Origin of the sequence: Clostridium estertheticum (genome assembly GCF_018861295.1) — a bacterium.
Classification (GTDB): Bacteria; Bacillota; Clostridia; order Clostridiales; family Clostridiaceae; genus Clostridium_AD; species Clostridium_AD estertheticum_D.
Genome location: NZ_JAHLDM010000012.1, coordinates 1 through 25829 on the forward strand (window position 1 = coordinate 1; position 25829 = coordinate 25829).

Consider the following 25829-nt stretch of genomic DNA (forward strand, 5'->3'; position numbering starts at 1 on the left):
CTGTTAAATTAGTATCTGACTTTTGCCTTGAGATATTTGCTGGGATTGGATACTTTGAGGACAATCCTTATGGACCACTTGAAAGAATGTATCGTGACTGTCGTGCTATGTGGTTAGAAGAAGGACCTAGAACAGTTCAAAGATTAACAATTTCTAGAAAACTTATTGCAAGCGGTGGTGTAATTTAGTGACATTGTTAACTCAATAATTAGTTAAGGGATTTTTGATCCCCTGGCGGATAGAGTTGTGAATTGAAAAGCTCAACTTGATGGGAGCCATTTGGGGTTGGATATTATTGATACCGACCACCGGAATGGCTTTTTATTTATAGAGGTGAAATAAAAAATAAGGGGGAAATGTTTAAATGAAACCATTAGAAGGTGTAAAAGTTGTAGATTTGACTACGTATTTAGCGGCGCCTACCACTGTTAGAGTGATGGGAGAGTGGGGAGCTAACTCAATTAAAGTTGAAGCTCCAAAGGGTGACCCAGCAAGAGAACAAGGATCAGTGTTTAATATGCCTTTTACTGATGATGAGAATTTAGCCTTTGATGTGTCAAATATGGATAAAAGATTTATTACCCTTAATCTAAAGACAGAACGTGGATTAGAGGTTATGTATAAGTTATTAAGTGAAGCAGATGTATTTGTTACTAATACAAGAACAAAATCATTAATTAAGCTTGGCTTGGATTATGATACCTTGAAAGAAAAATTTCCTAAACTTATTTTTGCTCAGTGTTTAGGTTATGGAGAAAAAGGACCTGCAAAGGATAAGCCGGGATTTGATGCTACTTGCTATATGGCAAGAGGAGGCGTTTTGGGTACAACCGTAGATAAAGGCGGTTCTCCAATGAATCCACCTAATGGATATGGGGATTTCCAGGTTTCATTGGCACTACTTGCGGGTATTTGCGGTGCTCTTTACAGAAGAGAAAAAATTGGAAAAGGTGATAAGGTAACGGTAAGTCTTCAACATGCTGCATCATTTATGTTAAGTGTTGCGATGATTTCTGCACAGTACGGAAATCAGTATCCAAAGAGCCGAAAAGAAGTTGTAAATCCATTTAACAACTGCTATCGTAGCAAGGATGGAAAATGGGTGGTAATATGTTGTCCAGAATACGACAGGGACTATGATAAGATTATGACTTTATTAAATATCAAAGATATGGTGGGAAACAGCAAATACACAAATTGTGCACAGTTAAATGCAGGCAAACTGAACCATGAAGTAATAGATAAGCTTGATGAAGCAATATCTAAAATAAACAGAGTTGATTTGGTGAAAATGCTCTCTGACAACGAGTTGCCATGTGAAGCAGCAAATGAGCCTTTGGATGTTTATGATGATGAACAAGTCTGGGCAAACAACATTTTAACCAAGGTGGATTATCCAACAGGTAAGAGAATGGTTCCTACTAATCCGATATTATTCGCTTCTAACCCAGAGCCTAGACTGGAAACCTGTAAATCTCAGGGGGCACATACAAAAGAAATTATGAAAGAAATTGGCTATAGTGATGAAGAGATTGAGGAATCCATTGATCAAGGAGCTGTATCTGGATTAAAATTATTAAAAAAATAAACTGTAAAGGTTTAAAATCATAAATTATACTTAAATTAAAATTTAAATATGGGGGAATTAATATGGCAAATATATTAACAGATGAACAAAAAGATCTAGTAGAAATGGTGAGAGATTTTGCTGCTAATGAAATAAAACCACATATTAAAGAACTTGATATCACTGGTGAATTTCCTTTGGAGCTTTTAAAAAAAGCTATCGATATGGGATTGCATACATTGGAGATACCAGAAAAAGATGGTGGTGCGGGGTTAGATTTTCAAACGACAGCGGCAGTGTTTGAGGAACTAGCTAAGGTCGATGCGGGTTATGCGATTACTCTTGTTACTAATTTTGTAGCATTAAGGGCAGTAAATGCTTCTGGAAATGAAATGCAAAAAAAATTATTCGCTGACATAATTATTCCAGGAGGATATGGATCATTTTGTTTGACAGAGCCAAGTGCAGGATCAGATGCAGGAGCACTTAAAACAACAGCTTCTAAAGATGGTGATGAGTATGTACTTAATGGAAGAAAATGTTTTGTTACTAATGGCGGGTTTTCTGACGTATTTGTAGTATTTGCTTCTACAAATAAGGATAAGCGTATAAAAGGAATATCAGCATTTATAGTTGAAAAAAGTCGCAAAGGAATTACTGTAGGTAAGCACGAAGATAAGATGGGACTGAGGTTATCAAATACATGTGATGTAGTATTCGATGATGTAAGGGTTCCAGCAGATCATTTAATTGGGAAAGAAGGAGAAGGTTTTAAAGTCGCTATGCATGCATTAAACGTTTCAAGAGCTTTTGTTGGTACTTTGGCTGTTGGTATTTGTCAAGCGGCTATTGATGAAAGTGTAAAATACGCTAAAGAGAGAATTCAATTTGGTAAACCTATTGCACAGTTTGAAGCAATTCAAATTATACTTGCTGATATGGAAATTCAAACTGAGGCAGCTCGTCAGTTAGTTCACCATTCAATGATTTTATTGGATGAAGGAAAAGATATACCGAGAGAAGGGGCAATTACCAAAACATTCTGTGGAGATACAGTAATGAAAGTAACAACTGATGCTGTTCAAATTTTTGGTGGATATGGCGTTTGTAAGGACTACCCAGTTGAAAAATTAATGAGAGATGCAAAGGTATTCCAAATTTTCGAAGGAACAAATCAAATTCAGAGGATAATAATTTCAAGAGAAATGATAAAATGATTTGTAAATATATACTTAATTTTAAATTAGATGGAGGGATTAGATTATGGACATTTTAGTTTGCATTAAACAAGTGCCAGATACTGCTGAGATAAAAATAGATCCAGTAACAAACACTCTTATCAGAGCGGGTGTTCCAAGTATTGTAAACCCATTTGATAAAAATGCTTTAGAAGCAGCAGTGCAACTTAAAGAAGCACACGGTGGTAGCGTTACGGTTATTAGCATGGGACCACCTCAAGCAAAGGTTGCTTTGAAGGAATGTTTATCAGTTGGAGCAGACAAAGCGGTATTAATAAGCGATAGATTATTTGGAGGATCAGATACGTTTGCAACAAGTTATATATTAGCATCAGCAATTAAGAAGCTTGGGAATTTTGATATGATATTATGTGGTAAGCAGGCTATTGATGGTGATACAGGACAAATAGGACCTGAAATAGCAGAACACCTTGGAATTACACAAGTAACTTTTGCTGCAAAGATAGAAGTTAAAGATGATACTGTAATTGTAAATAGAGAGCATGATGAGGGTTATGAAGTAATTGAAGCTAAGTTTCCAGTAGTATGCACGGTAGTAAAATCAATTAATGAACCAAGATATGCATCTATTAAAAGTAAAATGAAATCAAACAGAGCAGTAATAGATGAACTAACTGTTGCAGATTTGCCAGAACTTGATCAAACTAAAATAGGTCTTAAAGGCTCACCTACAAGGGTGAAAAAATCATTTACACCTCCAAGAAAAGAATCAGGTATAAGGATTCAAGAGGAAACTGGAAGAGAATCAGCTGTTAAGTTATATGAAATATTATTGGCAGCTAATCTTATTAAAAAGGTGGGCTAATGATGAATATTGAGGAATATAAAAATGTATGGGTATTTATTGAAACTGAACATGGTAAGGCGAAAAACGTGGGTTTAGAGCTTTTAAATCAAGGAAAGATTCTTGCAAAGGCTAATAATGAAAAAGTAATTGGAGTTGTTATTGGTAGGGATATGAATGATGTTGTTAAATCTGTAATTTCTTATGGGGCCGATGAGGTTATTGTGGTAGAAGGGGAAGAGTATAAAGACTATAGTACTGACGGATACACCAATGTAATGAATAAGTTAGTAAAAAAGTATAAACCTTCGGTAATTTTAATTGGAGCTACAATTAATGGAAGAGATTTAGGACCAAGACTTGCTTGTAGATTACAGACGGGATTAACAGCAGATTGTACAGGACTTGACATTGATGAAGCTTCTAGAGCTATAGCATGGACAAGACCAGCATTCGGTGGAAATCTTATGGCTACTATATTGTGTTCTGATACAAGACCTCAGATAGGAACTGTAAGACCAGGAGTTTTTAAAAAAATACAGCCAGATGAATCAAAATCAGTAAATGTAATAAAAGAAGAAATTCACACACCTGCAGATGAGATTAGAACAAAGCTTATAGACTTTATAAAAATTGCAGGTGAAGAAGGGGTTAAGCTTGAAGAAGCAGAAATAATTGTTTCAGGAGGAAGAGGCCTTGGAAAAGCTGAGAATTTTTCAATTGTTAAAGACCTTGCAGATGTATTAGGTGCTGCCGTGGGATCATCAAGAGCAGCAGTAGATGCAGGGTGGATATCTCCGCTTCAACAGGTAGGACAAACTGGAAAAACTGTTGGACCTAAGATTTATATTGCCTGTGGTATATCAGGGGCTGTTCAGCATTTAGCCGGCATGTCATCATCAGACATAATTATAGCAATAAATAAAGATCCCGATGCACCAATATTTAATATTGCTGATTATGCAATAGTAGGGGATTTATTTGAAGTTATTCCTGCACTTACTCAGCAAATAAGAGAATACCAGAACAGTTAGGTATAGATAGTGATTATTATAATTAAAAGGCCTAAATAAAAAATATTTTAGAAAACATAGTAAATTCGGAGCTGGTAAAGTATTTATAAAATTTAGAGGTTGGCAACTAAGTTGCTGGCTTCTTTTTTTAATTAAAATATGATCTCTTACCTTTAATCTAGAATGAATTTTGCTAATGCAAGAGGGATTTAAAGATTTAAAAACTGAGGCGATAGAATAGATGGAAAATTAATTCCAACTAGTGAGGTACTCTTAGATGGGTATAAGGATAAATTGAAACATATAACAATTATTTAATTTTCTTATTGATATAATAAACAACATCAAGCATAGTAACATTTTCTAGAACACATTACATTATCTAAATCTATTAAGAAAAATCTGACTATATTTCAAAATTATAAGAAAATGTGTAAACGTTTAGAGGTTTTCGCATATATTTATAGAATAGTATCATCAGCCTATTCTTTTAAATAACTTAATAAGGAGATAATGTAAATGGGAAATCATATAAAAGTAGACAAAACGATAAAGGATACATTAAAGAAATTAGAGTTAAGCGTAAGTGAATATGAGCATTATGATGGAAAAATAAATAAGGAACCTGTAGAAAATAAAACAGGGATTGCCGTATATGATTATAGAGATATATTAAAAACTATGGAAAATAATTTAAAACAATAATAAAAAAATGAAATATAAAATACATTAGTAACATAATTAATCATTGATGAATAGCATATAATAGTTGTTAATTTTACTATAAGTTAAAAAATATAATTGAAAGTAGGAGGGGTAGCAGGGATGAGTTTATTTGAGGACATAGGGAATAATGTTGTAGAAGATATTGAGTTTGTGGAAATCACAGACGAAGATAAAAATATTATAAGAAAAGCAAGGTTTATAATATTAGATACAGCAATTATATATAACGAGGAAGAGGACTTTTATTATACATTGGCTACATGCATTAATGAGAATAAAGAAATAGAAACTATAAGTATAGAGGGCTTTGGTATACAGGGAAATGTACTAGAGTTTAAGGGTGCATATATTGATTATGAGGAATATGAGCAAAATTCAAAAATAAATTACACTGGAAGAATATATTATTTGTAATCCACTATATTTTTTTGCCGTTTTTTAGGTATGATGCTTAAATAGGTACAATATTATACATTTGATAATATTGTTTTTTATGGTAAACTTTAAGTAAGTGAAAAATAGATACGAAATTTAACGATATACTTTTTTGCCACTTGCCACTTGCCACTTGTCATGTGGGTGGCACTTTTTTATAAGGAGATTAAATCATGAAAACCAAAGCAATTGTTTTAAAACAAATATCGCTGCTCCTCGTGGCGTTAATTGGAGCCATTTTTATAAATGGTTGCGATTTAACAACAAAGCAACAAGTGAAAAGCGTTATTAGCAATATTAAGGAATCTCCTGAAGTTATAGCTGTAAGAAAAACTCCTATTGAAAAGGGTGTAATACTAGGTGATCTTATTGATACTGGTATAAGGTCTACGGTTTGGGAAATATATGATCCGGCTGAAAATGGTAATAAATATGTTACTATTAGTGGAAATGTTTTCTATAACAAGAAACTTGTAGTCGTAAAAATTCAATATCAAATGTATGAAGATGGAGAAATTAAATTTAATGCCATGACTTATAATGATATTCCACAAGATGCTGCTAACACTGCTGCTATGTTTAGTTATCTTAAAAAAGAATATGAAGCCAAAGGCAAAATTGCAAAATAGTTTATAATAATGAAGATGCCACTTGCCATGTGGGTGGCACCTAAAGGTTTCTTTTTATTTAGTATAAATACTTTGTTCATTATTATTAAGTGCAGTATACCCCACAGTTATTGTGTTATTTGCATTCATTAAAATGTATATACTAGGAGTATCACTATTACCATACAAAATGGAGCCATAATTACCTTGTTCACCTGACATACTTGATGAATACCAATAAATTTTATTTTTAGCCTTATAAGTGATTTGTACGCCTGCAATATTTATAGTATTTTTATTATTGTTTTTGTCGATCCAAGTCCCACTTAAATTTGCTAAAACATTTGAATATGGACCATTGGTTTTCGAGAAGTTTAGAATATCTCCTTTTGATATATGATTTGGTCCATTTAGGTATTTAATAAGAGCTTTATCATCGTTAAGCCAAACTACTTCATATCCCTTATTTGAAAATGGCTTATACCCATTTGTTACCTTTATCTTATCATCTAACCTCATAAATATTTTATGTGCTGGTATATATATGATGCTAAACTCGGGATCAACTTTTGTCTCCCTTATTATGAATGAATTTTGGGCATGGCTAAAATTAGATTGAAATTGTATGTTACTTATACTTTTATAAATTCCAAAGGTGTTCATTATTATCAAAAGCAGTAAAACACCGAGATATGTCCATCTAACTTTTTCATTTTTAAAATATACTAATAGTGCTAATGCTAGTATAATGTAATTCAAGATATTGTACATATAATCATGCACTAGGTATAATCCCTTACTTTTAATTGCATACTCAAAAAATGCTCTTAGCAATATTAAAATAATTATAATAAATATTATTATAATTTGGTACTTTCTTAACTTTTTTAAAATACTTTTCATATTTTCATCTCTTTTCGTAAATTATATAACCATACTATAAAAAAACTATTTGTGATTATATGTTACATTATACACTTACCATAAATTTATACCAATGAAAAAAATTCAGATGCCACTTGCCATGTGGGTGGCACCTAAGATTGTCATCAATATCCTCAACTCCTTTTTATTTGTTAAGAAAATAAACTTGATCTAACATATTGCTATACACAAATAATAACAAAAAAATGTATTGTTTTTATCAAGTAATTATATTAGGTTTATGTGATTTATATTAAAAATTGTAATATGAGCAAAAATAGATTATAATGTACTAACATACAATTGATTATCATTATCATTACAAGTTTAAAGTTAATGGGTGCCACTTGCCACGTGGGTGGCACCAAAAGAAAATTAAGAAAGGTGGAACATTATGAGTGAAATTGCAAAAAGATTAAATCAATGTAGAAAGCCAACTGGTGAGATAGGTAAGGCAATAGCTGAAGACATGAATAGAGCACATTTTGAACTAACTAATTGGGGATTTGAGAAAATAAATATTAAAAAAAATGATGTTATATTAGATATAGGTTGCGGTGGTGGTAGAACAGTAAATAGAATGGCTTCAATAGCAACTGAGGGCAAAACATTTGGTATAGATTATTCAACCGATTGTGTAAAATGGTCTAAAGATTATAATGAAAAATTTATAAAAGATGGTAGCGTAGAAATTCTTCATGCAAGTGTAGAAAAAATTCCATTCGAAAATGATAAATTTGATGTTATATCCGCAGTAGAAACTATTTATTTCTGGCCTAATCTTGTTGAAAATTTTAAAGAGGTAAAAAGAGTTTTAAAACCATCAGGTAAACTTATTATAATATGTGAAATGTATTCTAGTGAAAGATTTAAAGAAAGAAATGATGAATTCGTTGCAATATCTGATATGGAAATACATACGCCTGAAGAATTAAAACTAATATTAGAAAAAGCAGGGTACAATAATATAAAAATAGATTTAATGGAAGATAAAAATTGGTTATGCTGTGTATGTGAAAAGTAGAGTCATTAATTAGGATATTAGAAAAGCGGGTGTGATAATTCACATCCGTTTTTCTATTGATTATAACTTAAAGGATAATGACAATTATACTTATAAATATGACAAATATTATTATAATAATGACAATTATAATTGACAAAACTTCAGATGTAGATTATAGTAGTAATATAAGTAAGGAGGATTTGTTATGGAATTAAGAAACAGAGTAAAAGAGCTAAGGGCAAGATATAACCTTAGCCAAGGAGAACTTGGAAAACTAGCAGATGCTTCAAGACAAACCATAAGTCTTATAGAAAGAGGAGATTATTCCCCATCTATATTTTTGGTTTTAAAAATAGCAAAAATATTAAAAGTTAGTGTTGAAGATATATTTTATTTAGAGGGGGTAGATGGAAATGAAGATAAAAAGGTATAAAAAGTTTATAATAGGAATGTTAATATCCGGGCTTATTGGTGGAATAATAGGTGGATTTTCTGAAAAAATATCAAAATTAAACTTATCTTTTGGTGGAAATATGAGCAACTTAATTTCCAAAGTTTTGTTTATAATAAGTATAAGTATTATAATATATTTAGTAATAAATATAATTTATATAAAATCAAACTATAGGAAAGTGGATTTAGACAATGTACCTAAAGTCATTAGTAGAAAGGTATCTAATGTTATTCTCCTTTGCACAGTACTATCAATAATAGGTTTAATAGGATATGCAGTAGTTATAAATAAGAGTTTTGATAAGGGTTCATTTTATTTAATTATAGTTCCTACAATTGTTCTAATTATAGCGGCGTTTGTACTAATAACCGCTATGAAATATTCTAATTATTTAAATCCAAATAGAAAAATGTATTTATATGAAAATGAAGCAGAAAAGAAACATTTTGATAAGTTAGATGATGGAGAAAAATGGGTGGTTTATAATTGTAGTTATACAACATTTAATAAAATGCAAAAGGTATATGCTACTATTCTTGTGCTAATTATGGTGTTATCGATGTTTATAAATGTACCAATTGTAGTATGTATAATGATTGGATTAATATGGATAATACAGAATTTAATATACTCGTTTGAAGCAAGGAAATATGAGTAGCTGAAAAATGGAAGTTTTATACAAAAACTGGACACCAACTTTTGAAAAACTAGAAATAAACTGTAGGTGGAGAGGTAATAATTAATTGATGCCACTTGCCGCGTGGGTGGCACCAATAAACTTGACATAAATTCAACTTCACTATATTATATGTATATACATATATAGTACTGGAGTTGAATTTATGTGTAGCCTAATTTCAGATGATAACAAATATTCGAAAAGTTGTACTTGTGGAAACTTAAGAAAAACCACACGTACAATAACTCAATTTTATGACAAAATGCTTCAACCAACTGGACTGCGGAGTACTCAATGTTTGTTACTTCTGGATATTTATTATAATCAAAATATTTCTGTTACGAATCTTAGCAATATTTTACTAATGGATCAAAGTACTGTAACAAGAAATGTTGAGTTACTTAGAAAGAGTGGTTATATTGATATTAAGAAAGAAGAGCAGGACTCTAGAAAAAAGTGCATAACAATAACTGATAAGGGATTAAAAACTCTTGATTTGTCTGTACCAATATTTGCGAGTGCACAAAGCACAATTGAAGATGGTATTGGTAAAGAAAGAATAAAAGAATTATTAAAAACATTAAAGGATATTGAAAAATTAGTGAAATGAATTTAGAGGGGATGAGCAAAATGGATCTTATAACTGTAAATGAAGAAAAATGTATTAAATGCGGACAATGTATTAAGGAATGCCCATCATTTGTTTTGAAAATGGGAGAAAAGGGCCCAGAAGAAGTAGCAAATACTAGTTGTATTGCTTGTGGGCATTGTGTTGCTGTATGCCCAACTGAAGCTATAGATAATAAAAAAACACCACTTGCAGAACAAATTGATGCAAAAGATTTTCCTAAATTAAATGCAGAGCAAGCTGAGCATTTTCTAAGGGCACGTCGTTCTATAAGAAGTTATAAGGACAAATCTGTATCAAGAGAAGAATTAACAAAATTAGTCAATATTGCAAGGCTCGCTCCTACTGGAAGCAATAGTCAAGGTATATCATTTGTTGTAGTTGAGGACAGGAAAATAGTTGAAAAAGCTGTTGAACTTACTATTCGAATGATTGAAAAATCTCCACTAAAAGATGGATTAAAAGGATTAATTAGATTATACAGGGAAGACGGAGTTGATGGAATTTTGCGTGGTGCTCCAAACTTAATTATGACTACTGCTGACAAAGGTTTTTCAAACGGTAGGGCTAATTCTATTTCTTCTTTGACTTATCTAGAATTATTCGCTCCTTCACTAGGACTTGGAACTTGCTGGGCAGGTTATTTTGAATACTGTGCAGGCATTAAGGGTTCACCAATGCTTAAATTATTTAATATACCAGAAGGAAAAACGATAACAGCTGCTGTTATGGTTGGATATCCTAAGTATACATATAAGAAGTTAGTGGATAGAAATCCACTAAAGGTAACTTATATCTAATATTATAAAAATCGAGTAGACAGTCTAATATAACTGTCTACTCGATTTTTTTATTTTCTTTAAAAAAGTTCCATTTGATCAATAACTACTGCTGATTCTTCTTCTAATTTAAATCTTGAAGCAACAATAGTTTCTATATATTCCTCGCCTTTGATATGCTCTGATTTTAAATACTTTAAACCACTTTTAAGTTTTGATGGTATTAAATCTAACACATATATATTGTCAAATCTATTTAAAACAGATTCACCACCTAGACCAGATAGACAAATAAGCTGCGTGTTGCTTTTTTTAGCTATGTCCATAAGTGGTTTTAATAAATGTTCTGCATTAGTTTGAGCAAAAGGGTTATCCATTATGATAACTTTTCCATCTTCATTTCTCGAAAATATATCTGTTTCATCTCGTCTCATGTAGGATAACAAGCTTGACAATATTACAAAAGCTGAAAGAAATCCTTCTCCACCTGAGTTTAGTGCAATCTCGTCCCAGCCTAACTGGATTTGTCTATCCTCTTCTATTTTGTATAGTTTAACCTCTATATTACTTATGGATACAACTTCATTGTAAAGATCACGGGTTGTAATACTCTTTGAAATTAAGTCTTCTATATTTTCATTGTTTTGAAGTCTTTCAAGGGCTTTTATTGTAAGAGTATCTAAAAAATCGTTAACTCTTAATCTATAAAGTTCAATGTTAGGTTCCCACTCGGGTAGCTTTATATTGAGCATCTTTACATATTTATCTCTTATTTTTATTGATGAGTTATTATCAATTTTCCCTATATTTGTATGTACATCAAGCACGTATTCATAAATGCTTTGAGCCACATTATCTTTTTCTCTTGTTATTAAATCAATATCTGCTTGAAGTTTTTCCATTAATGCACTATGAGCAGCCAGTGTTATGTTTAAATTTTCAATTACCATATCTGGCTTATCTATACTTGCTTCAATGATTTCTAAGGATTTTTTAAAGAAATCATCATTTGAAAATAGTGGTTTTCTTGATACTTTATTTATTTCAGTACTTAAATGGAGACTTTTTTTTGATTCTTCTTCAAGAGAATATCTATAATCACGTCTAAGTTCTCCGCTATACCTGTTAAGGTCTTGAACTTTAATATCTATTGTAAGCTCTTTAGTTATAATAAAATCTTTAAACTCCTCTAGATTAGATAAATTGCTTTTGAACTTTTCTATAGTATTTTCAGATAATGATTTTTCGTTTTTAGCTAATTCTAATTCGTGATTTTTCGTAAATGCCCTTTTACTAAAATCTATATCCAATATTTCTTCTTTTGGTTTGGGGGTTTCTTTATTAAAATCATCTTTTATCTTTAGCTTTAAAATTTCTATAGTTGTTTCAATTTTTGCAGAGGATACATTTAAAACATTTATGTTGTTGTTAATTTTATCTATGGTATCTTTAAGAATTTTTAATGATCCTTTTATTTCTTCTTCTTTAAATCGATCATAGACGACTTCTCTATACTCAATTTCATTTAAATCATATTCTTTTCCCTTAGCAATTAAATCGTCTTCTTTTGTTTTAAACCTTTCATTTGCACCCTGCAGGCTTTCTTCTAAAAGTTGAATATCTGTGGAAATTTCCTTAGTTAAGCTGTCATATCTAGCTTCTAAGTCTTCTATATCCTTTTGTAGAAGTACACCTTGATTATATTGATTGTACTTATTAAAATTCTCTTCAAGCTTTTTTAGTTTTCCAGATAGATCTCTAAATCCATCTAGAAAATTTGATAATGATTCTTCTAAAAGGGTTCTATTTTTTTCTTTATTTGTTTTATCAAGAGTAAGCTGATTTATATTTTCACAAAGGTCATCTAGTTTTTTCTTATCAGAAGTATATTTCGCATAACTTTTTATTAATGAATTAAAATCTTCTATTTCCCTTTTTAAATTTTGAATATCATTTTCTTCAAATCTTATTGTTTTGTCTGCTTTTCCTATAGTGTTATTTATATCAGTTATGGTATCGCAAATATTATTAAATGTGTTTTCCTTTGATATCAATAACTCTTCTTTTATAACTAAGTTTTTTTCTAAAAGCTCGTAGGTTTCTTTATCTAAAACAGAAAATTGAACTTCACTCTTATTTTTTTCATAAAACTCAATATCGCTTATTTTCTGAGTTAGAAGACTATTTAATGAAGTTATTTCACCTTGTTTTTTACTTAATAATTTTTTTAGTTCAACTTCATTTATAAGATTATTGTTAAAGGATACATAAAATGTTATATCATTTAAATTACATAAATTATTAACTTTTTCACTAGATTTATTGGTTAAGCTCTCCCTTTTTACTATAGGAATAGGATAAGAAGTAAATACACCTAGGTCCTGCTTTTGAAGTTTTATTAAATCCTCTGGCTCCATAATTAGGGAGTATGGCAGAAATGGATTATCTTCTATAAATTTTATGTTTTCTTTTTCACTATAATTATTCTTCTTAAGCCAATCCATACCGTATATTATGTTTATATCTCTTTTTCGAAGTTTTTCTTCCATGTCTTTTGGAATTTCTAGAGTTCTTCCTGCTCGTAGCTTTTTCTCTTCTTCTTGTAGCTTGTTTAATTTAATAATAAATCTATTTTCCTCTTCTTTTAGAAGTTTGATTTTAGAGTTAAACATATTTATTATATAATCTTTGTCAAAAAGTCTATTAGCATCTACATCTATGTATCTTATAATGTTTTTTCTGGTTTCGATTTCTTTAAGCAAGGTGCTTTTTTCTTTTTTCATATTGATTAGTTCAAAAGTTATAGTGCTTATCAATGTTGAAACATCATCTTTTTTTCTTTGTTTGGCATTAATTTCAATAGATTTAGCCTCATATATTTTCTTATTTTTAATAATGATTTCATTTTTTTCACTTAAACTTTCATTATATGATAAAGTTTCTTTAATTATAAAATCATTATTATAATACCCCATTAAGTTTCGTATAAAAGCTTTTTTATACCTATTATTGAAATTTTCTTCACTTACGGAATATGAATTTATGTTACTTTGGAAGCTGCCCATTGCTACACTTATTTGTTGAATAGATTTGTTAAGGTCGTCTATTTCTTTTTTAGCAGAAGATATATTTATTCTTGTAGCCTTTATATTTTTGTCACTTTCTTGTAAAACTTTTGAGGTTTCTTTTTGCCTTGTTTCATAATATTTCTTTAGAGTAAAACCTGTATTTTCTCTTTCAGGCTTCAGGTCCTTATTCTTTTCATTCGCAATATCAATTTGATTCTCATATCTTTGGACATCCTTTGATGCTTTAACATACTGCTCATATAACTTTGAGCACTCAAGCACTTGTTTCTTTTTTTTGAGAGTAGATATTTCCTCATTGGTATTTAAGGCTTCCTGTTTTGCTTTTTCACCATCTATAGTTACTTTTTTAGCTTTGCTTTCAAATTCATAAACCTGGGTGGATATTTTTTCATAGTTGATTTCTTTAATATAAAGTTCTATTTCTGAAATTTTAAACATGAGTTCCTGTTTGGTATTTTCCTCTAAACTTAAACTATCTTCTAAATATTTTATAAGATTAGCTATTTTATTTTTTAAACCTTCACTCTGAATTTTATGCTCAACGCATATTTCGGCTACATCGAGTATTCCTTTTGCACATAACCTAAACTCACCTATGGCATCTTTTTTCTGGATTTTAGCTTGATTATATCTATACTGATATATATACTTTTTAACTATTTCACTAAAATTCTTTATTTTGTCTTCATCTTTATTAATCTTATCTTCTACAACTTTAATAAACCATTTTTCCACAAGGCCCGAAACATTTTTTGATTCTTGAAAAAGTTCAGATAAACCTGATTCTCTCATGTTGATTTTTTTTATTATGCTTTCCCATTCTTTGTTATTTATCTTAAACTGTCTTAAATTATCAAAATAATTCTTAGTTTGCGCTGGGATAGTCATATCAAAGTAATTAAAATTTATGTCCTTATCTTTTTTTAGAGTTTCGAGTAAACCTTTAGTGTTACCAAAACTTTTAATTTTCTTAATGTTCTTTTCAATTTCAACTGCTGGAAAATTATTAATGTCATAATTGCTGCTGTTTCTATATTCATGTATAAATGTTATTATATCTAGGTCCTCTGTGGAGTCATCATCTGAGGATAAGGATCTTTTTCTAACCATCATACCAATAAGTACATAACCCACACCACCATCTAAAACCCACTCAGTTAAAATGTAGCTTGGAGAGCTTTTAGTAAAATAACTATTGAATTTTCTATCTTTTAGATCCCTATATCTTTTATTCACAAAAGGGGCCATCATAAGCTGGACCATTACAGACTTACCCCCACCGTTTCTTAAACTCAAAAGGGTACTCTCGCCACCGAGCTCAAATGTTTCATCATCTATTTTCATTGAATTGTTATTGTAACTAAAGTTTACAATTCTTAGTGCATTGATTTTACTCATTGATTTCACCTCCAAAAGCTGTAACTACTCGCTGGTAGTTATTTTTATTTAATATGTTCCAATCCATAAAATTATCTAGTTTTGAGGTTGTGGTTATCATGTCATCCACTGGCACATAATTTATAAGTCCTTGATTTTCTAAAAAATTTAGTATAGTATATATAAATCCTTCTTTAGTAGTTCTAGAAGTAGTTTGCCTATCCGAGCTTTTAAGCGCTTCAAAACGTTCTAGAATATTAGTATAGGCAATCCCTGTTTTAATTTGGGTTTCTTCTAAATCCTCTTTTTCTACGTTCTCTTTTAATCTATTACTTATTATGTTTAAAAGTTCTCCACCCTTTAAAAAATATTTGCATTTGCTTGTTTTACCTTGAGAACCATAAAACTCAACTAGTAGGGTAAGTATTACAAACTGTGATAGATAATAATCCTTATCATTACAATTAGATTTACAGAGTTCTTTTTTCAATTCACCCTTAGAGTAACCTAAAAAGTCATTATCTTCGCTAGGTATAAGATATATAACGCCACTGTACTTTTCAATCTTACAGTTACAGGTTTCTCCTTGCCTTTTCACTAAATTCATTATCTCTTCACTCTCGGAATACATTCTAAAAAGATCTTTTTCTTTTTCACCAGTTAGTTCTCCATTTTGAATCAAGTAATAAAATATTTTGTTGCTAGTATTAATATCTTCTATATTGTACATAATTATCTCTCACTACCTTTCCACTTTAAAAGAAACATTTGAGCATATAACAGTTTTAACTATGCCATTGTCACTAGGAAGCCCATAAAATTTAATTTTTTCTTCGCTTCGTAATACTTTAGAGATATAGATATTTTTAATATCACTAAGTTCTATAGTCTCCTCGACTAAGTTTAATATAGTCTCATTTAATTCGAATTCAAACTTTTCTTTTTCTGATATAGTTTCTTCTTTTTCTTTCTTAAGTTCTGATATATCAATATGGCTATACTTTAAAAGTTCAATTATTACTTCCCTAAATATTTCAACAGTAGGTATTAATAACTTTTTATTATTAGGATCCTCTTTAACCTTTTCTGATAGTTCTTTTAGAGATACTTCTCCTTTTTTGTTTGTTGATTGTAAAATTATTTTTAAGGAGCTTTTGTAGTTTAAAAGCTTTATTCTTGATTTTTCTCTTTTTTCCTTGATCCAGTGGCCTTCCTCAAAGGAGACTACTTCATCCTCTTCAAGTTCTTTTGCTTTTATAGGTTTTTGATACTGTAAACACTTATTAAGGTTATATATTTTATTAACAGGTGATCTATATAAAGGTCTAAAAATATAATCGATAGAATCTAATTTAGAACAATCATTACTAATCACATCATATATATCTGTCCCAATATTAAATCTCTTTATAAGAGACATTGAAGCCATTTCCTCTAGCTCCTTAGAATAAACGCTTTTAAAATCAAAATGAGTATTTAGTATCTTTTGTTGTTCTTCAATAGCCCGACCAAGATACTGACCGATTATTCCTAAAAAATTCAAATTTTCAAGTTCCTTGCCATTAAGTTTCTTAACATTTATGCCTTGCTCTTTGATTTCTTGTATTCTAAGATTAACCATAATTCTATATTCATTAAATTTCTTTCTTGTAGCAGTTAAAGAATCCATATTTCCTTCTAACAATTGCTTATATTCTTCTACAGAATAATTAAGTGCATTTTGCCTGATTTTCCTTACAGCATCATGCATTTTTTGAAGTTGTATTCGAAGAAGATTAAATATGTTTTTAACATCATCTACAGCCTTATCATAACTAGCTTTCTCTAGGTGAAGTTTAAAAATCATCTCATGTATGGTGAGCTTCATATTGCTTTCAATTTCTAAAGTAGATAAGAGGAGTGAATATCCATCATCTGTTAAATAATAAGAAGTCCTCTTTACCACATCATCAACATAAACTATCTTATTCGCAACAAAACTTATGTATATATCTGTGTATTCTCCTTCTTTAAAGTCAAAACCTTTAAAATACATTGCTTTACCTTCATCACACAATACTATATTTACTATGAATTCACCTAGGTCCTTACACTCCTCGTAACTTAGAGGTTTTTTGAAATACTTCATATTAACATCATCAATGAAACTACCTATATTATCCATAGTACAGAATTCATCTTTCAAAGACTCCTCCATTATGTAGAGCATAACAGCAAAAATTAAATTCATGTATTCATGGGTTTCCTCAAAACCATAATTTTTCCATGTGTTTTTAAACATACTATTTTTACAAAGCAGAACATATGAACCAACTTTCTTCATTCGTATATTAAAATCTTTAAGAAAATCTACCCGCATTTTTAGTTATCCTCCTATGTACTCTTTTATGAATACTTCTAGCCACTCTTTTAAAAATCGCTAATATTTAATATTTCCTGTGGAATATATTTATTTGACGTAAGTATACTCATTATTATAGCTCTATAAACATCATTGAATTCCATTGTAAATACATGTCCTATATTTCTATTTTGACCATCTTTTGTATTTGGTAAAATTATATTTCCATTAGAAAATTTATCTATCATAGACGCGTAACCTTTAATAAATGGTTTTATATTAAAAGCATCTTTGAAAATTTTATATAAACCCTCATAGATTATTATACCTTCATAATCCAAATCGCCAAGATATAAAATTTCATTCTTCTTATTTATAAGATAGGGCTCAGCACAAACGTCAAAATCTTCAAAGGTTCTATAAATATTTTTACCTCCACCATATATCAATGTAGATATTTCTTCACCAAAAATTACATTACTTCCTTTAATAAGATGTTTTCTCATGCTATAAAATGTATCTTTGTTTTCAAGTATTAATATTTTTTGTGGTGAGGTTTTGCTGTAAGAATAATAAGAAAGAGGCTCCGTAGTATCGTAAATGTTTAAAAATTCAATAGATAAGTTAAGATTTTTAAGTATCCTTTTTCCACCTTCGCGATTAAGAAACTTTTCTCTTTGCCAAATTTGAAAACTTCTTTCATTGGCTGATACTTGTGTATTAAGTAAATTTATTGACTCATTAAGGAATTTACTTAACGAAAGAATGAATTTCCTGTCCTCTTTATATCTAGCAATGTTTTTAATATAATAAGTTTTATCTAAGTGAATATTAATACCATATGATAATTCCTGGGTGTACTCAGATAGATCTTCTTTCTCATCTATTATTGAATATCTATTATATAAAGAGGGCTGCTTACCATTAAGCTTACTACTTTTAATAGGCATTATTACTTCATCACTTATTAAAGTTGTTACAACCTCTGTAAGCTTCATATAATCTATTATGTTAAGGTATTGTTGCAATTCATCAATATCTATTCTTTTCTTATTGAAATTCCTTAAATTCTTCATTATTTTCTCCTTATATAACCAAGTGTCGTTAATTTTAAGACTATATAAATTGGTTTATTTCTTAGTTTACATTTTACCATATTTATTATGTCTCCGAGAAAATTTTGCAATAAAGTCCACTAAAAATAATTAAATATTTGACAGAAATGTATAAAAAATATATGATTGTCTATAATTTATGCTAATAAAAAAATAGTTTTATAAAAAGATTGACAGAATAGTTATAATATAGTTATATTATAAGATAAAGATTTACAAAACTTTGAATTTTATGAATATTAACAAATAATTTAGTCTAGTATAAGATACTGCCATTATATATAAGGTGAGGTTAAATGTATATGAAAAAATTAAAAATAATAGTTGCAATAGATAAAAGTGAATTAATTAAAAGTAATAAAAGGATAATTGCTTGTGGTAAGAACTTCGGAAATATTTTGGGTTCATCTTTTGGTATTAAAAGCGTTGGCGTAAGAATAGGCAAATAATTAGCTTTGATATGACTTCTATAAAAAAATTTGATATAATAAGTCTACAATCCTTAAAATATTATTGTAAAGGAAGTGTAGACTTATTTTAGAGTTATTTTCCAATATATCTTCAATATATTCAATAAATGAAAAAGTTTTATTAATTTGTTGATAATCACAGTATATAGCTTTAAAAAGTAATATACTTGTACTAAACGAGGAGGTATTAAAATTGGAGATTGAAATCGGGAAACAAATTTTAACACCAGAAGTTTTAAAAAATCAATTAGATGTGATTAAAAGATCCCATGCGCGATCGGTAGAGTATGGGATTGAAAAAGGAACAATATTTCCTCAAAAAATACTAAAACTAGAAGGACTGAAAGATAACATTAATAAAAATAGAAAGCTTTTAAATGTAGCTTCTAGGTTTATGGTAACCTTATATGAATTTCTAAAGGGATCAGGTTTCTTTATAGTTTTACTTGATAATGAATGTTGCATTCTAAAAATAATAGGCGATGAAGATGTAGTAGAGGAAGCACTAGGTTTGAATATGGTAGTCGGTGCTTACATGTCAGAAAATAGCATAGGAACAACTGCAATGGGTATTGCTATAAAGGAACAAAATCCCATTCAAATTTCTGAAAAAGAACATTTTATTGCTGCATATCAAAGATGGACTTGTTCTGCAGCACCAATTCATGATGTAGATGGAACTATAATTGGATTACTTAATTTAACCGGTGGTAGAGAAAAAGTTCAAAAACATACATTGGGACTTATAGTTTCGGCTGTGAAATGCATTGAAAATCAAATAAATGTTGAATATATAAATAATAGACTGCTAGAAACCTATCAATATATGAATACAGTAGTAGATTCTATTTATTTGGGCATTTATGTTATAAATAAAGATGGAATTTTAAAAACCATTAATAAAGAAGCTTGTAGTATTTTACGCATTAAAGAAGAAGACATAATTGGTAAAAAAGTAGATACTATCCTGCCTGATTGGATAAATATATTTGAAAAGATTATAAAAGGAAATGTTTATAATAATATAGAGGTAACATTAAGCAATGAAACTACAAAAACTAGATACAATGTATCTGCAAATCCAATAGAAATTGATAACGAAGTTAAAGGCTTGGTTGTTGTGTTTACTGCAATAAAAAAGGTAATTAAATCTGCGAATAAATATAGTAGTGGTAGAGCAGTTTATAATTTTGAGGATATTGTTGGTGACAGCTATGAAATTAAAAAAGTAATAGAATATGCGAAGATAATAAGTTCTTCCCCATCTACTGTTCTTATTCAAGGTGAAAGCGGAACTGGGAAAGAACTTTTGGCTCAATCTATACATAATTACGGAGATAGAAGCAATAAAACATTTATAGCTATTAATTGCGGAGCTATTTCTAAAAATCTTATAGAAAGTGAACTGTTTGGTTATGAGGAGGGTTCTTTTACAGGAGCTAGAAGAGGAGGATGTGCAGGTAAGTTTGAACTTTCAAGTGGGGGCACACTTTTCTTAGATGAAATAGGTGAGATGCCGCTTGATATGCAAGTTAATCTTTTAAGAGTTCTGCAGGAAGGTTATATAACTAGAGTAGGAGGAGATAAAATAATTCCTGTGGATGTAAGAATTATAGCTGCAACATATAAAGATTTAAAAAAAGAAGTTGAAAAAGGAAGATTTAGAGAGGACTTATATTATAGGTTAAGTGTTATTCCAATAAAAATTCCATCACTTAGAGAAAGAAAAGGAGATTTACCGATTCTTATTGATCATCTTTTGAAGATAAAAGCTAATAAATTAAACAAGAAACTTACAATTATGAGCGCAGGTATATATGAAAAAATGCTAAATTATAATTGGCCAGGAAACATAAGAGAATTAGAAAATTGCATTGAAAATATAGTGAATTTGAATGGTGAAAGTACAACGGTCTTTGGCGATGATGAAAAAAATAAATCTATAAATAAGGACTATTCAAATAAAATATTAAGTGTAGAAAATGAAAAAATTTATACTTTAGCAGAACTTGAAAAGAATGAAATAATAAAAGCAATGGATCAAAATGAATGTAATATGACGAAAACAGCAAAAGATTTAGGAATAACTAGAGCAACTTTGTATTCTAAAATAAAAAAGTACAATATAACTAGGTAAAATTCAAATAAACATAACCATACGAAATAATGGACTGTATTAAAATTATACAATGTTTAAAATTCATACACTAAAATAAGGGGGATAGTATAAATAATATACAACACCACCTAAGTAAATTTGTTTATGCCAATGAAAACGTTATACACGTATAGTTGGCATGATTTTTGCTCTATATAAGTTTATAGTTGAGTAAAATATTTAAAGCAACTAAATTTTACGAATGAGGTGGTCTTATGAAAGTGGTAAATAATAAAGTACCGGAGAAGACAACTACCCAGAGGGTTACAAATGCGCAGGAATTAGATATAAGAATGGCTGAAGTTAGAGCAGCGCAAAAGGAGTATTCAACTTTCACACAAAAACAAGTAGATCAAATATTTAAAGCAGCATCTATAGCAGCAAATGACCAAAGAATTCCACTAGCCAAAATAGCTGTTGAAGAAACAGGAATGGGACTTGTAGAAGATAAAGTTATAAAAAATCATTTTGCTTCTGAATATATATATAATTGTTATAAAGATTCACAAACTGTAGGAGTTTTCGAAAATGATGAAGCCGGTGGTATATCTAAAATTTATGAACCAATTGGAGTACTAGCTGCAGTTGTACCAACTACAAATCCAACATCTACTGGAATATTCAAAGCTCTTATAGCTTTAAAAACCCGAAATGGAATCGTTTTCTCTCCACATCCAGGAGCTAAAAAATGTACCATTGCAGCAATTAAAGTAGTGAGAGATGCAGCAGTAGCAGCAGGTGCACCAAAAGATATAATTGCATGGGTAGATGAGCCTTCTATAGAACTTTCAGGGCTTGTTATGAAATCAGCAGATTTAATACTTGCAACAGGTGGTCCAGGAATGGTTCAAGCTGCTTATTCATCAGGAAAACCAGCTGTTGGCGTTGGTTCAGGAAATACACCAGCAATTATTGATGACACAGCTGATATTAAAATGGCTGTAAGTTCAATTTTACTTTCTAAGAATTTTGATTATGGAACAATATGCGCTTCTGAGCAGACTGTAATCGTTATGGAGAGTATTTATGATGAAGTTAGAAAAGAATTTATTAAAAGAGGAGCTTATTTCCTTACACCAGACGAAACAGAAAAAATAAGAAAAGTAATATTAGTTGATGGTAGATTAAATCCGAAGCAGGTAGGTAGATCAGCTTCAACAATAGCGGCCCTTGGAGGAATTAAACTTCCTGAAGAGACAAAAGTTCTTATAGGTGAAATTGAATCCGTAGAACTTGAAGAAGAATTTTCACATGAAAAATTATCTACAGTACTTGGTATGTATAAGGTTAAAACTTTTGAAGAAGCACTAGCTAAAGCGGAAAGACTTGTTGTACTTGGAGGATATGGTCACAGCAGCGTATTATGGACTCATAGAACTAAGTCTAAAGATAGAATAGCCAAGTTTAGTTCGCTTATGAGAACAGGAAGAATTATGATTAACATGCCATCCTCTCAAGGTGGAATAGGTGATATATTCAACTTTAAGACTACTCCTTCATTAACACTTGGTTGTGGATCATGGGGCGGGAATTCTGTTTCAGAAAACGTTGGAATTAAACAGCTATTGAATATTAAGAATTTAGCGCAGAGGAGAGAAAATATGCTTTGGTTTAAAGTTCCATCAAGAGTTTATTTTAAATATGGTTGCATTGAGAAAGCGATTCAAGAATTAAAGGTATTGGGTAAAAAGAAAGTATTTATAGTGACTGACCAGATTCTTGTTGATCTTGGAATTGTGCATAGAGCTACAAGAGTTTTAACAGAGCTTGGAATAGAGTTTAAGGTGTTCTCAGATGTGTTACCAGATCCAACCCTAGCTACAGCAAGAGCAGGTGTTGAACAATTAAACGGATTTAAACCAGATACAATTATGTCAATTGGTGGAGGATCACCAATTGATGCAGCTAAAATCATGTGGGTATTATATGAACACCCAGAAGTAAAATTCGAAGATTTAGCTATGAGATTTATGGACATTAGAAAAAGAGTTTATACATTCCCTGTCATGGGCTCAAAATGTTATATGGTTGCAGTGCCAACTACAGCAGGTACTGGTTCAGAAGTCACTCCATTTGCAGTAATTACTGATGAAAAAACAGGAGCTAAATATCCTTTAGCTGATTATGAATTACTTCCCAATATGGCTATAATAGATGCAGAGCTTATGACAAATATGCCAAGAGGATTAACTGCAGCTTCAGGTATAGATGCTTTAACTCATGGGTTAGAATCTTATGTATCAGTTATGGCTTCACCATTTACAGATGGATTAGCACTAGAAGCTATAAAAGAAATATTTAAGAATTTACCACTCGCATATAATGAAGGTCAAACAAACATAAAAGCAAGAGAAGGAATGGCTCATGCTTCAGCAATGGCTGGTATGGCATTTGGTAATGCATTCCTAGGAGTTTGTCATTCAATGGCACATAAATTAGGATCAAAACATCATGTGCCACACGGCGTTGCTAATGCATTATTAATTAATGAAGTTATAAAATATAATGCTGTAGATAACCCAAGAAAACAAGGTACTTTCCCACAATATGAATATCCGAATGCTAAGAGAAAATATGCAATGGTTTCAGAAGCACTAAACTTAGGTGGAAAAACAGATGACGAAAAGGTAGACTTACTAATTAAAGCTATCCAAGCATTAAAAGATCAAGTTAATATTCCGAAGTCAATAAGTGCAGCAGGGGTTAAAAAGGAAGACTTTTATGAAACACTCGATGAAATGTGTGAACTAGCATTTGATGATCAGTGTACAGGTGCTAATCCAAGATACCCATTAATCAAAGAAATTAAGGCAATGTATATTAAAGTATTTGAATAAAATATTAATCAATAAAAGAAAGGTTTAAAGTAGATATTTAAGAGTTATATCACATGAAAAGATAACAGTGTACCTGAGAGGATGGCGTATATGCATGAATGTTTATATAAAAAATATGTCAAATGAGCAAATGAAAGACAAATTCATGGAAGTCAAAATTGAAAACCTTATAAGGCTTGATGCTGAAAAACAACTTGAAAAACAACTTAAAAGGATTAAAACAAGGCCGAAAGTTGCAAAAGTTCCATTATAGGAGCTTATAATATATATAATACTGTATTACATTCATTTTTCTTTTAAAAATAATAGCAGCCAATTTATAGGAAAAACTATAAATTGGCTGCTTAATTTATAGTTTCTCTTAATGATTACTTTGTTATAATAGTCAGTGATTGTTACTTATGAATATTTTTACTGTTCTATTAATTGAAAATATTTTAAATTTATATATAGAAGTTACAGTAAAAATAGTATAATTATTTATATTAGCTAAGGAAGGATGAGTTTGAAATGAATTTAATTTTAAAAAAATACAGTGGTATATTATTTTTTATGTTTGTTTATGGGGTACTATGTTTTTTTATGGTAATTAATGATCATAGTTTTTTATATCTTATGTTGGTTTGGAATATCTTGCTTGCTACGTTGCCATTGTTTTTCATTGAGTTTTCACTATTTCAAAATAAAAAAAACAAGCGCATAGTAGCAATTATTTTTGGAATACTTTGGCTTATATTTTTCCCGAATTCGGTGTATATGATTACTGATTTTATCCATATATCCAGCGATAAGTTAGTGTGGTTTGAAGCATCTGCTCAGTATTCAATTAATAATGGAATCATGTATAGTAATGATATAATGCATTGGGTGAAACTATTTGTTATTGGAATAGGAGTTGTCTATGGACTACTAATTGGAATGGAATCACTTAATATATTTTATCGCTTTTTAAACCAAAAGAGAGCAAAACTAATAAGTTTTTTTATAGTTGCGGGAGTATCGTTAATCAGTGGAGTTGGAGTTTATATTGGTAGGTTTTTGAGGTTTAACAGCTGGGATTTACTTAGGCCATTGTCAGTAATAAGAGGATTATTCGCTAATATCAATAAATTTGCTATTGAGTTTATGGGAGCTTTTGCTGGATTTATTTTAATTATGTTTCTATTTTATGTCTTGTTTCGTAAGGTTATTGCAGGAAATTCTGAAGCAGAATAGGTTAAATTATAATTGAAAAATATCACAAAAATAACCATACTATCAAATTTAGATGGTTATTTTTTTGCGATTTTATAAGGAGTAGGAAAGAAACACTTTGATAGTGTATAATTAAGTAAATTCTCAGTAAGGTGGTATAAATGCCAAGAACTTTTTTTAGAAAGATTTTAAATTTGTCTAATAAATCTGAATATAATAATTATAAAAAGATTGCAGATGAAATAAACAGTGTAAAATTCGATTCACTAAGTAATGAGAAACTTTTATATAAATCAAATGAACTTAGAAAAAAGGTTTCACAAGGAGTTTCTGGTGATGAAACAATTATAGAAGCATTCGTACTTGTAAAAGAAGATTATTAGGGT

At 30.0% G+C, this 25829-nt stretch carries 24 protein-coding genes; 19 read left to right on the forward strand and 5 right to left on the reverse strand.

Annotation, left to right across the window (positions count from 1 at the left end):
* The 8 genes from KPL54_RS12855 to KPL54_RS12890 form a co-directional block, all read left to right on the forward strand.
* A partial coding sequence (locus KPL54_RS12855; protein WP_216106934.1) for an acyl-CoA dehydrogenase family protein occupies nucleotides 1-188 on the forward strand: 188 nt, incomplete at its 5' end.
* Between the two features lie 176 nt (nucleotides 189-364).
* Nucleotides 365-1588 (forward strand): CaiB/BaiF CoA transferase family protein, encoded by a 1224-nt coding sequence (locus KPL54_RS12860; RefSeq protein ID WP_216106935.1) that lies wholly within the window; start codon nucleotides 365-367, stop codon nucleotides 1586-1588.
* A gap of 62 nt (nucleotides 1589-1650) precedes the next feature.
* Nucleotides 1651-2784: an acyl-CoA dehydrogenase family protein gene (locus KPL54_RS12865; protein ID WP_216106936.1), complete on the forward strand. Its 1134-nt coding sequence runs from the start codon at nucleotides 1651-1653 to the stop codon at nucleotides 2782-2784.
* Nucleotides 2785-2830: 46 nt separating this feature from the next.
* On the forward strand, nucleotides 2831-3631 hold the full coding sequence (locus KPL54_RS12870) for an electron transfer flavoprotein subunit beta/FixA family protein (protein ID WP_216106937.1): 801 nt from the start codon (nucleotides 2831-2833) through the stop codon (nucleotides 3629-3631).
* The gene (locus KPL54_RS12875) at nucleotides 3631-4644 is read left to right on the forward strand and encodes an electron transfer flavoprotein subunit alpha/FixB family protein (RefSeq protein WP_375372990.1); all 1014 of its coding nucleotides are present in this window, start codon (nucleotides 3631-3633) and stop codon (nucleotides 4642-4644) included. The genes KPL54_RS12870 and KPL54_RS12875 overlap by 1 nt, the downstream gene beginning before the upstream one ends.
* Before the next feature lie 498 nt (nucleotides 4645-5142).
* Nucleotides 5143-5328 carry a hypothetical protein gene (locus tag KPL54_RS12880; RefSeq protein ID WP_216106938.1) on the forward strand — a complete coding sequence of 62 codons (186 nt, stop codon included), beginning with the start codon at nucleotides 5143-5145 and terminating at the stop codon, nucleotides 5326-5328.
* Between the two features lie 120 nt (nucleotides 5329-5448).
* Complete coding sequence (locus KPL54_RS12885; protein ID WP_216106939.1) at nucleotides 5449-5763, forward strand: hypothetical protein; 315 nt, start codon at nucleotides 5449-5451, stop codon at nucleotides 5761-5763.
* A 194-nt stretch (nucleotides 5764-5957) separates the two neighbouring features.
* Nucleotides 5958-6413 (forward strand): hypothetical protein, encoded by a 456-nt coding sequence (locus KPL54_RS12890; protein WP_216106940.1) that lies wholly within the window; start codon nucleotides 5958-5960, stop codon nucleotides 6411-6413.
* Between the two features lie 54 nt (nucleotides 6414-6467).
* Here the strand turns inward: KPL54_RS12890 and KPL54_RS12895 are convergent, their stop codons facing one another.
* Nucleotides 6468-7295, reverse strand: a complete 828-nt coding sequence (locus KPL54_RS12895) for a hypothetical protein (RefSeq protein ID WP_216106941.1) — start codon at nucleotides 7293-7295, stop codon at nucleotides 6468-6470.
* Nucleotides 7296-7710: 415 nt separating this feature from the next.
* Between KPL54_RS12895 and KPL54_RS12900 the strand changes: the two genes are divergently transcribed.
* The 5 genes from KPL54_RS12900 to KPL54_RS12920 all read left to right on the forward strand — a co-directional run bounded on the left by KPL54_RS12900 (nucleotide 7711) and on the right by KPL54_RS12920 (nucleotide 10883).
* Complete coding sequence (locus KPL54_RS12900) at nucleotides 7711-8340, forward strand: class I SAM-dependent methyltransferase (protein ID WP_216106942.1); 630 nt, start codon at nucleotides 7711-7713, stop codon at nucleotides 8338-8340.
* A 187-nt stretch (nucleotides 8341-8527) separates the two neighbouring features.
* Complete coding sequence (locus KPL54_RS12905) at nucleotides 8528-8755, forward strand: helix-turn-helix transcriptional regulator (RefSeq protein WP_216106943.1); 228 nt, start codon at nucleotides 8528-8530, stop codon at nucleotides 8753-8755.
* A complete protein-coding gene (locus tag KPL54_RS12910; RefSeq protein ID WP_216106944.1) occupies nucleotides 8736-9434 on the forward strand; it encodes a DUF3169 family protein in 699 nt (232 codons plus the stop codon). Before KPL54_RS12905 ends, KPL54_RS12910 begins: the two co-directional genes overlap by 20 nt.
* Nucleotides 9435-9618: 184 nt before the next feature.
* Nucleotides 9619-10065 (forward strand): MarR family winged helix-turn-helix transcriptional regulator, encoded by a 447-nt coding sequence (locus KPL54_RS12915; protein ID WP_216106945.1) that lies wholly within the window; start codon nucleotides 9619-9621, stop codon nucleotides 10063-10065.
* A 20-nt stretch (nucleotides 10066-10085) separates the two neighbouring features.
* Nucleotides 10086-10883, forward strand: coding sequence for a nitroreductase family protein (locus KPL54_RS12920; protein WP_216106946.1), 798 nt, complete (start codon nucleotides 10086-10088; stop codon nucleotides 10881-10883).
* Nucleotides 10884-10942: 59 nt separating this feature from the next.
* Here the strand turns inward: KPL54_RS12920 and KPL54_RS12925 are convergent, their stop codons facing one another.
* Genes KPL54_RS12925 through KPL54_RS12940 form a run of 4 tightly spaced genes read right to left on the reverse strand, consistent with a single transcriptional unit; the run spans nucleotide 10943 to nucleotide 18745 of the window.
* Nucleotides 10943-15349, reverse strand: coding sequence for a hypothetical protein (locus tag KPL54_RS12925; RefSeq protein WP_216106947.1), 4407 nt, complete (start codon nucleotides 15347-15349; stop codon nucleotides 10943-10945).
* Nucleotides 15342-16058 (reverse strand): DUF6063 family protein, encoded by a 717-nt coding sequence (locus tag KPL54_RS12930; protein WP_253203461.1) that lies wholly within the window; start codon nucleotides 16056-16058, stop codon nucleotides 15342-15344. Before KPL54_RS12930 ends, KPL54_RS12925 begins: the two co-directional genes overlap by 8 nt.
* A 12-nt stretch (nucleotides 16059-16070) precedes the next feature.
* Nucleotides 16071-17687: a hypothetical protein gene (locus KPL54_RS12935; RefSeq protein WP_216106948.1), complete on the reverse strand. Its 1617-nt coding sequence runs from the start codon at nucleotides 17685-17687 to the stop codon at nucleotides 16071-16073.
* Between the two features lie 50 nt (nucleotides 17688-17737).
* Nucleotides 17738-18745, reverse strand: coding sequence for a Wadjet anti-phage system protein JetD domain-containing protein (locus tag KPL54_RS12940; RefSeq protein WP_216106949.1), 1008 nt, complete (start codon nucleotides 18743-18745; stop codon nucleotides 17738-17740).
* A gap of 335 nt (nucleotides 18746-19080) precedes the next feature.
* On the opposite strand from KPL54_RS12940, the gene KPL54_RS12945 reads away from it, so the two are divergent.
* The 6 genes from KPL54_RS12945 to KPL54_RS12970 all read left to right on the forward strand — a co-directional run bounded on the left by KPL54_RS12945 (nucleotide 19081) and on the right by KPL54_RS12970 (nucleotide 25826).
* The gene (locus KPL54_RS12945) at nucleotides 19081-19233 is read left to right on the forward strand and encodes a hypothetical protein (protein ID WP_216106950.1); all 153 of its coding nucleotides are present in this window, start codon (nucleotides 19081-19083) and stop codon (nucleotides 19231-19233) included.
* Between the two features lie 214 nt (nucleotides 19234-19447).
* Entirely contained in the window at nucleotides 19448-21391 is a 1944-nt protein-coding gene (locus KPL54_RS12950) for a sigma-54-dependent Fis family transcriptional regulator (RefSeq protein ID WP_253203462.1), read from the forward strand.
* 236 nt (nucleotides 21392-21627) lie between these two features.
* Nucleotides 21628-24249, forward strand: coding sequence for a bifunctional acetaldehyde-CoA/alcohol dehydrogenase (gene adhE / locus KPL54_RS12955; RefSeq protein ID WP_216106951.1), 2622 nt, complete (start codon nucleotides 21628-21630; stop codon nucleotides 24247-24249).
* A gap of 94 nt (nucleotides 24250-24343) precedes the next feature.
* Nucleotides 24344-24502, forward strand: coding sequence for a hypothetical protein (locus KPL54_RS12960; RefSeq protein ID WP_216106952.1), 159 nt, complete (start codon nucleotides 24344-24346; stop codon nucleotides 24500-24502).
* Nucleotides 24503-24759: 257 nt separating this feature from the next.
* Entirely contained in the window at nucleotides 24760-25464 is a 705-nt protein-coding gene (locus KPL54_RS12965) for a DUF1361 domain-containing protein (protein ID WP_216106953.1), read from the forward strand.
* Between the two features lie 140 nt (nucleotides 25465-25604).
* Entirely contained in the window at nucleotides 25605-25826 is a 222-nt protein-coding gene (locus KPL54_RS12970; RefSeq protein ID WP_216106954.1) for a hypothetical protein, read from the forward strand.
* Nucleotides 25827-25829 lie beyond the last annotated feature (3 nt).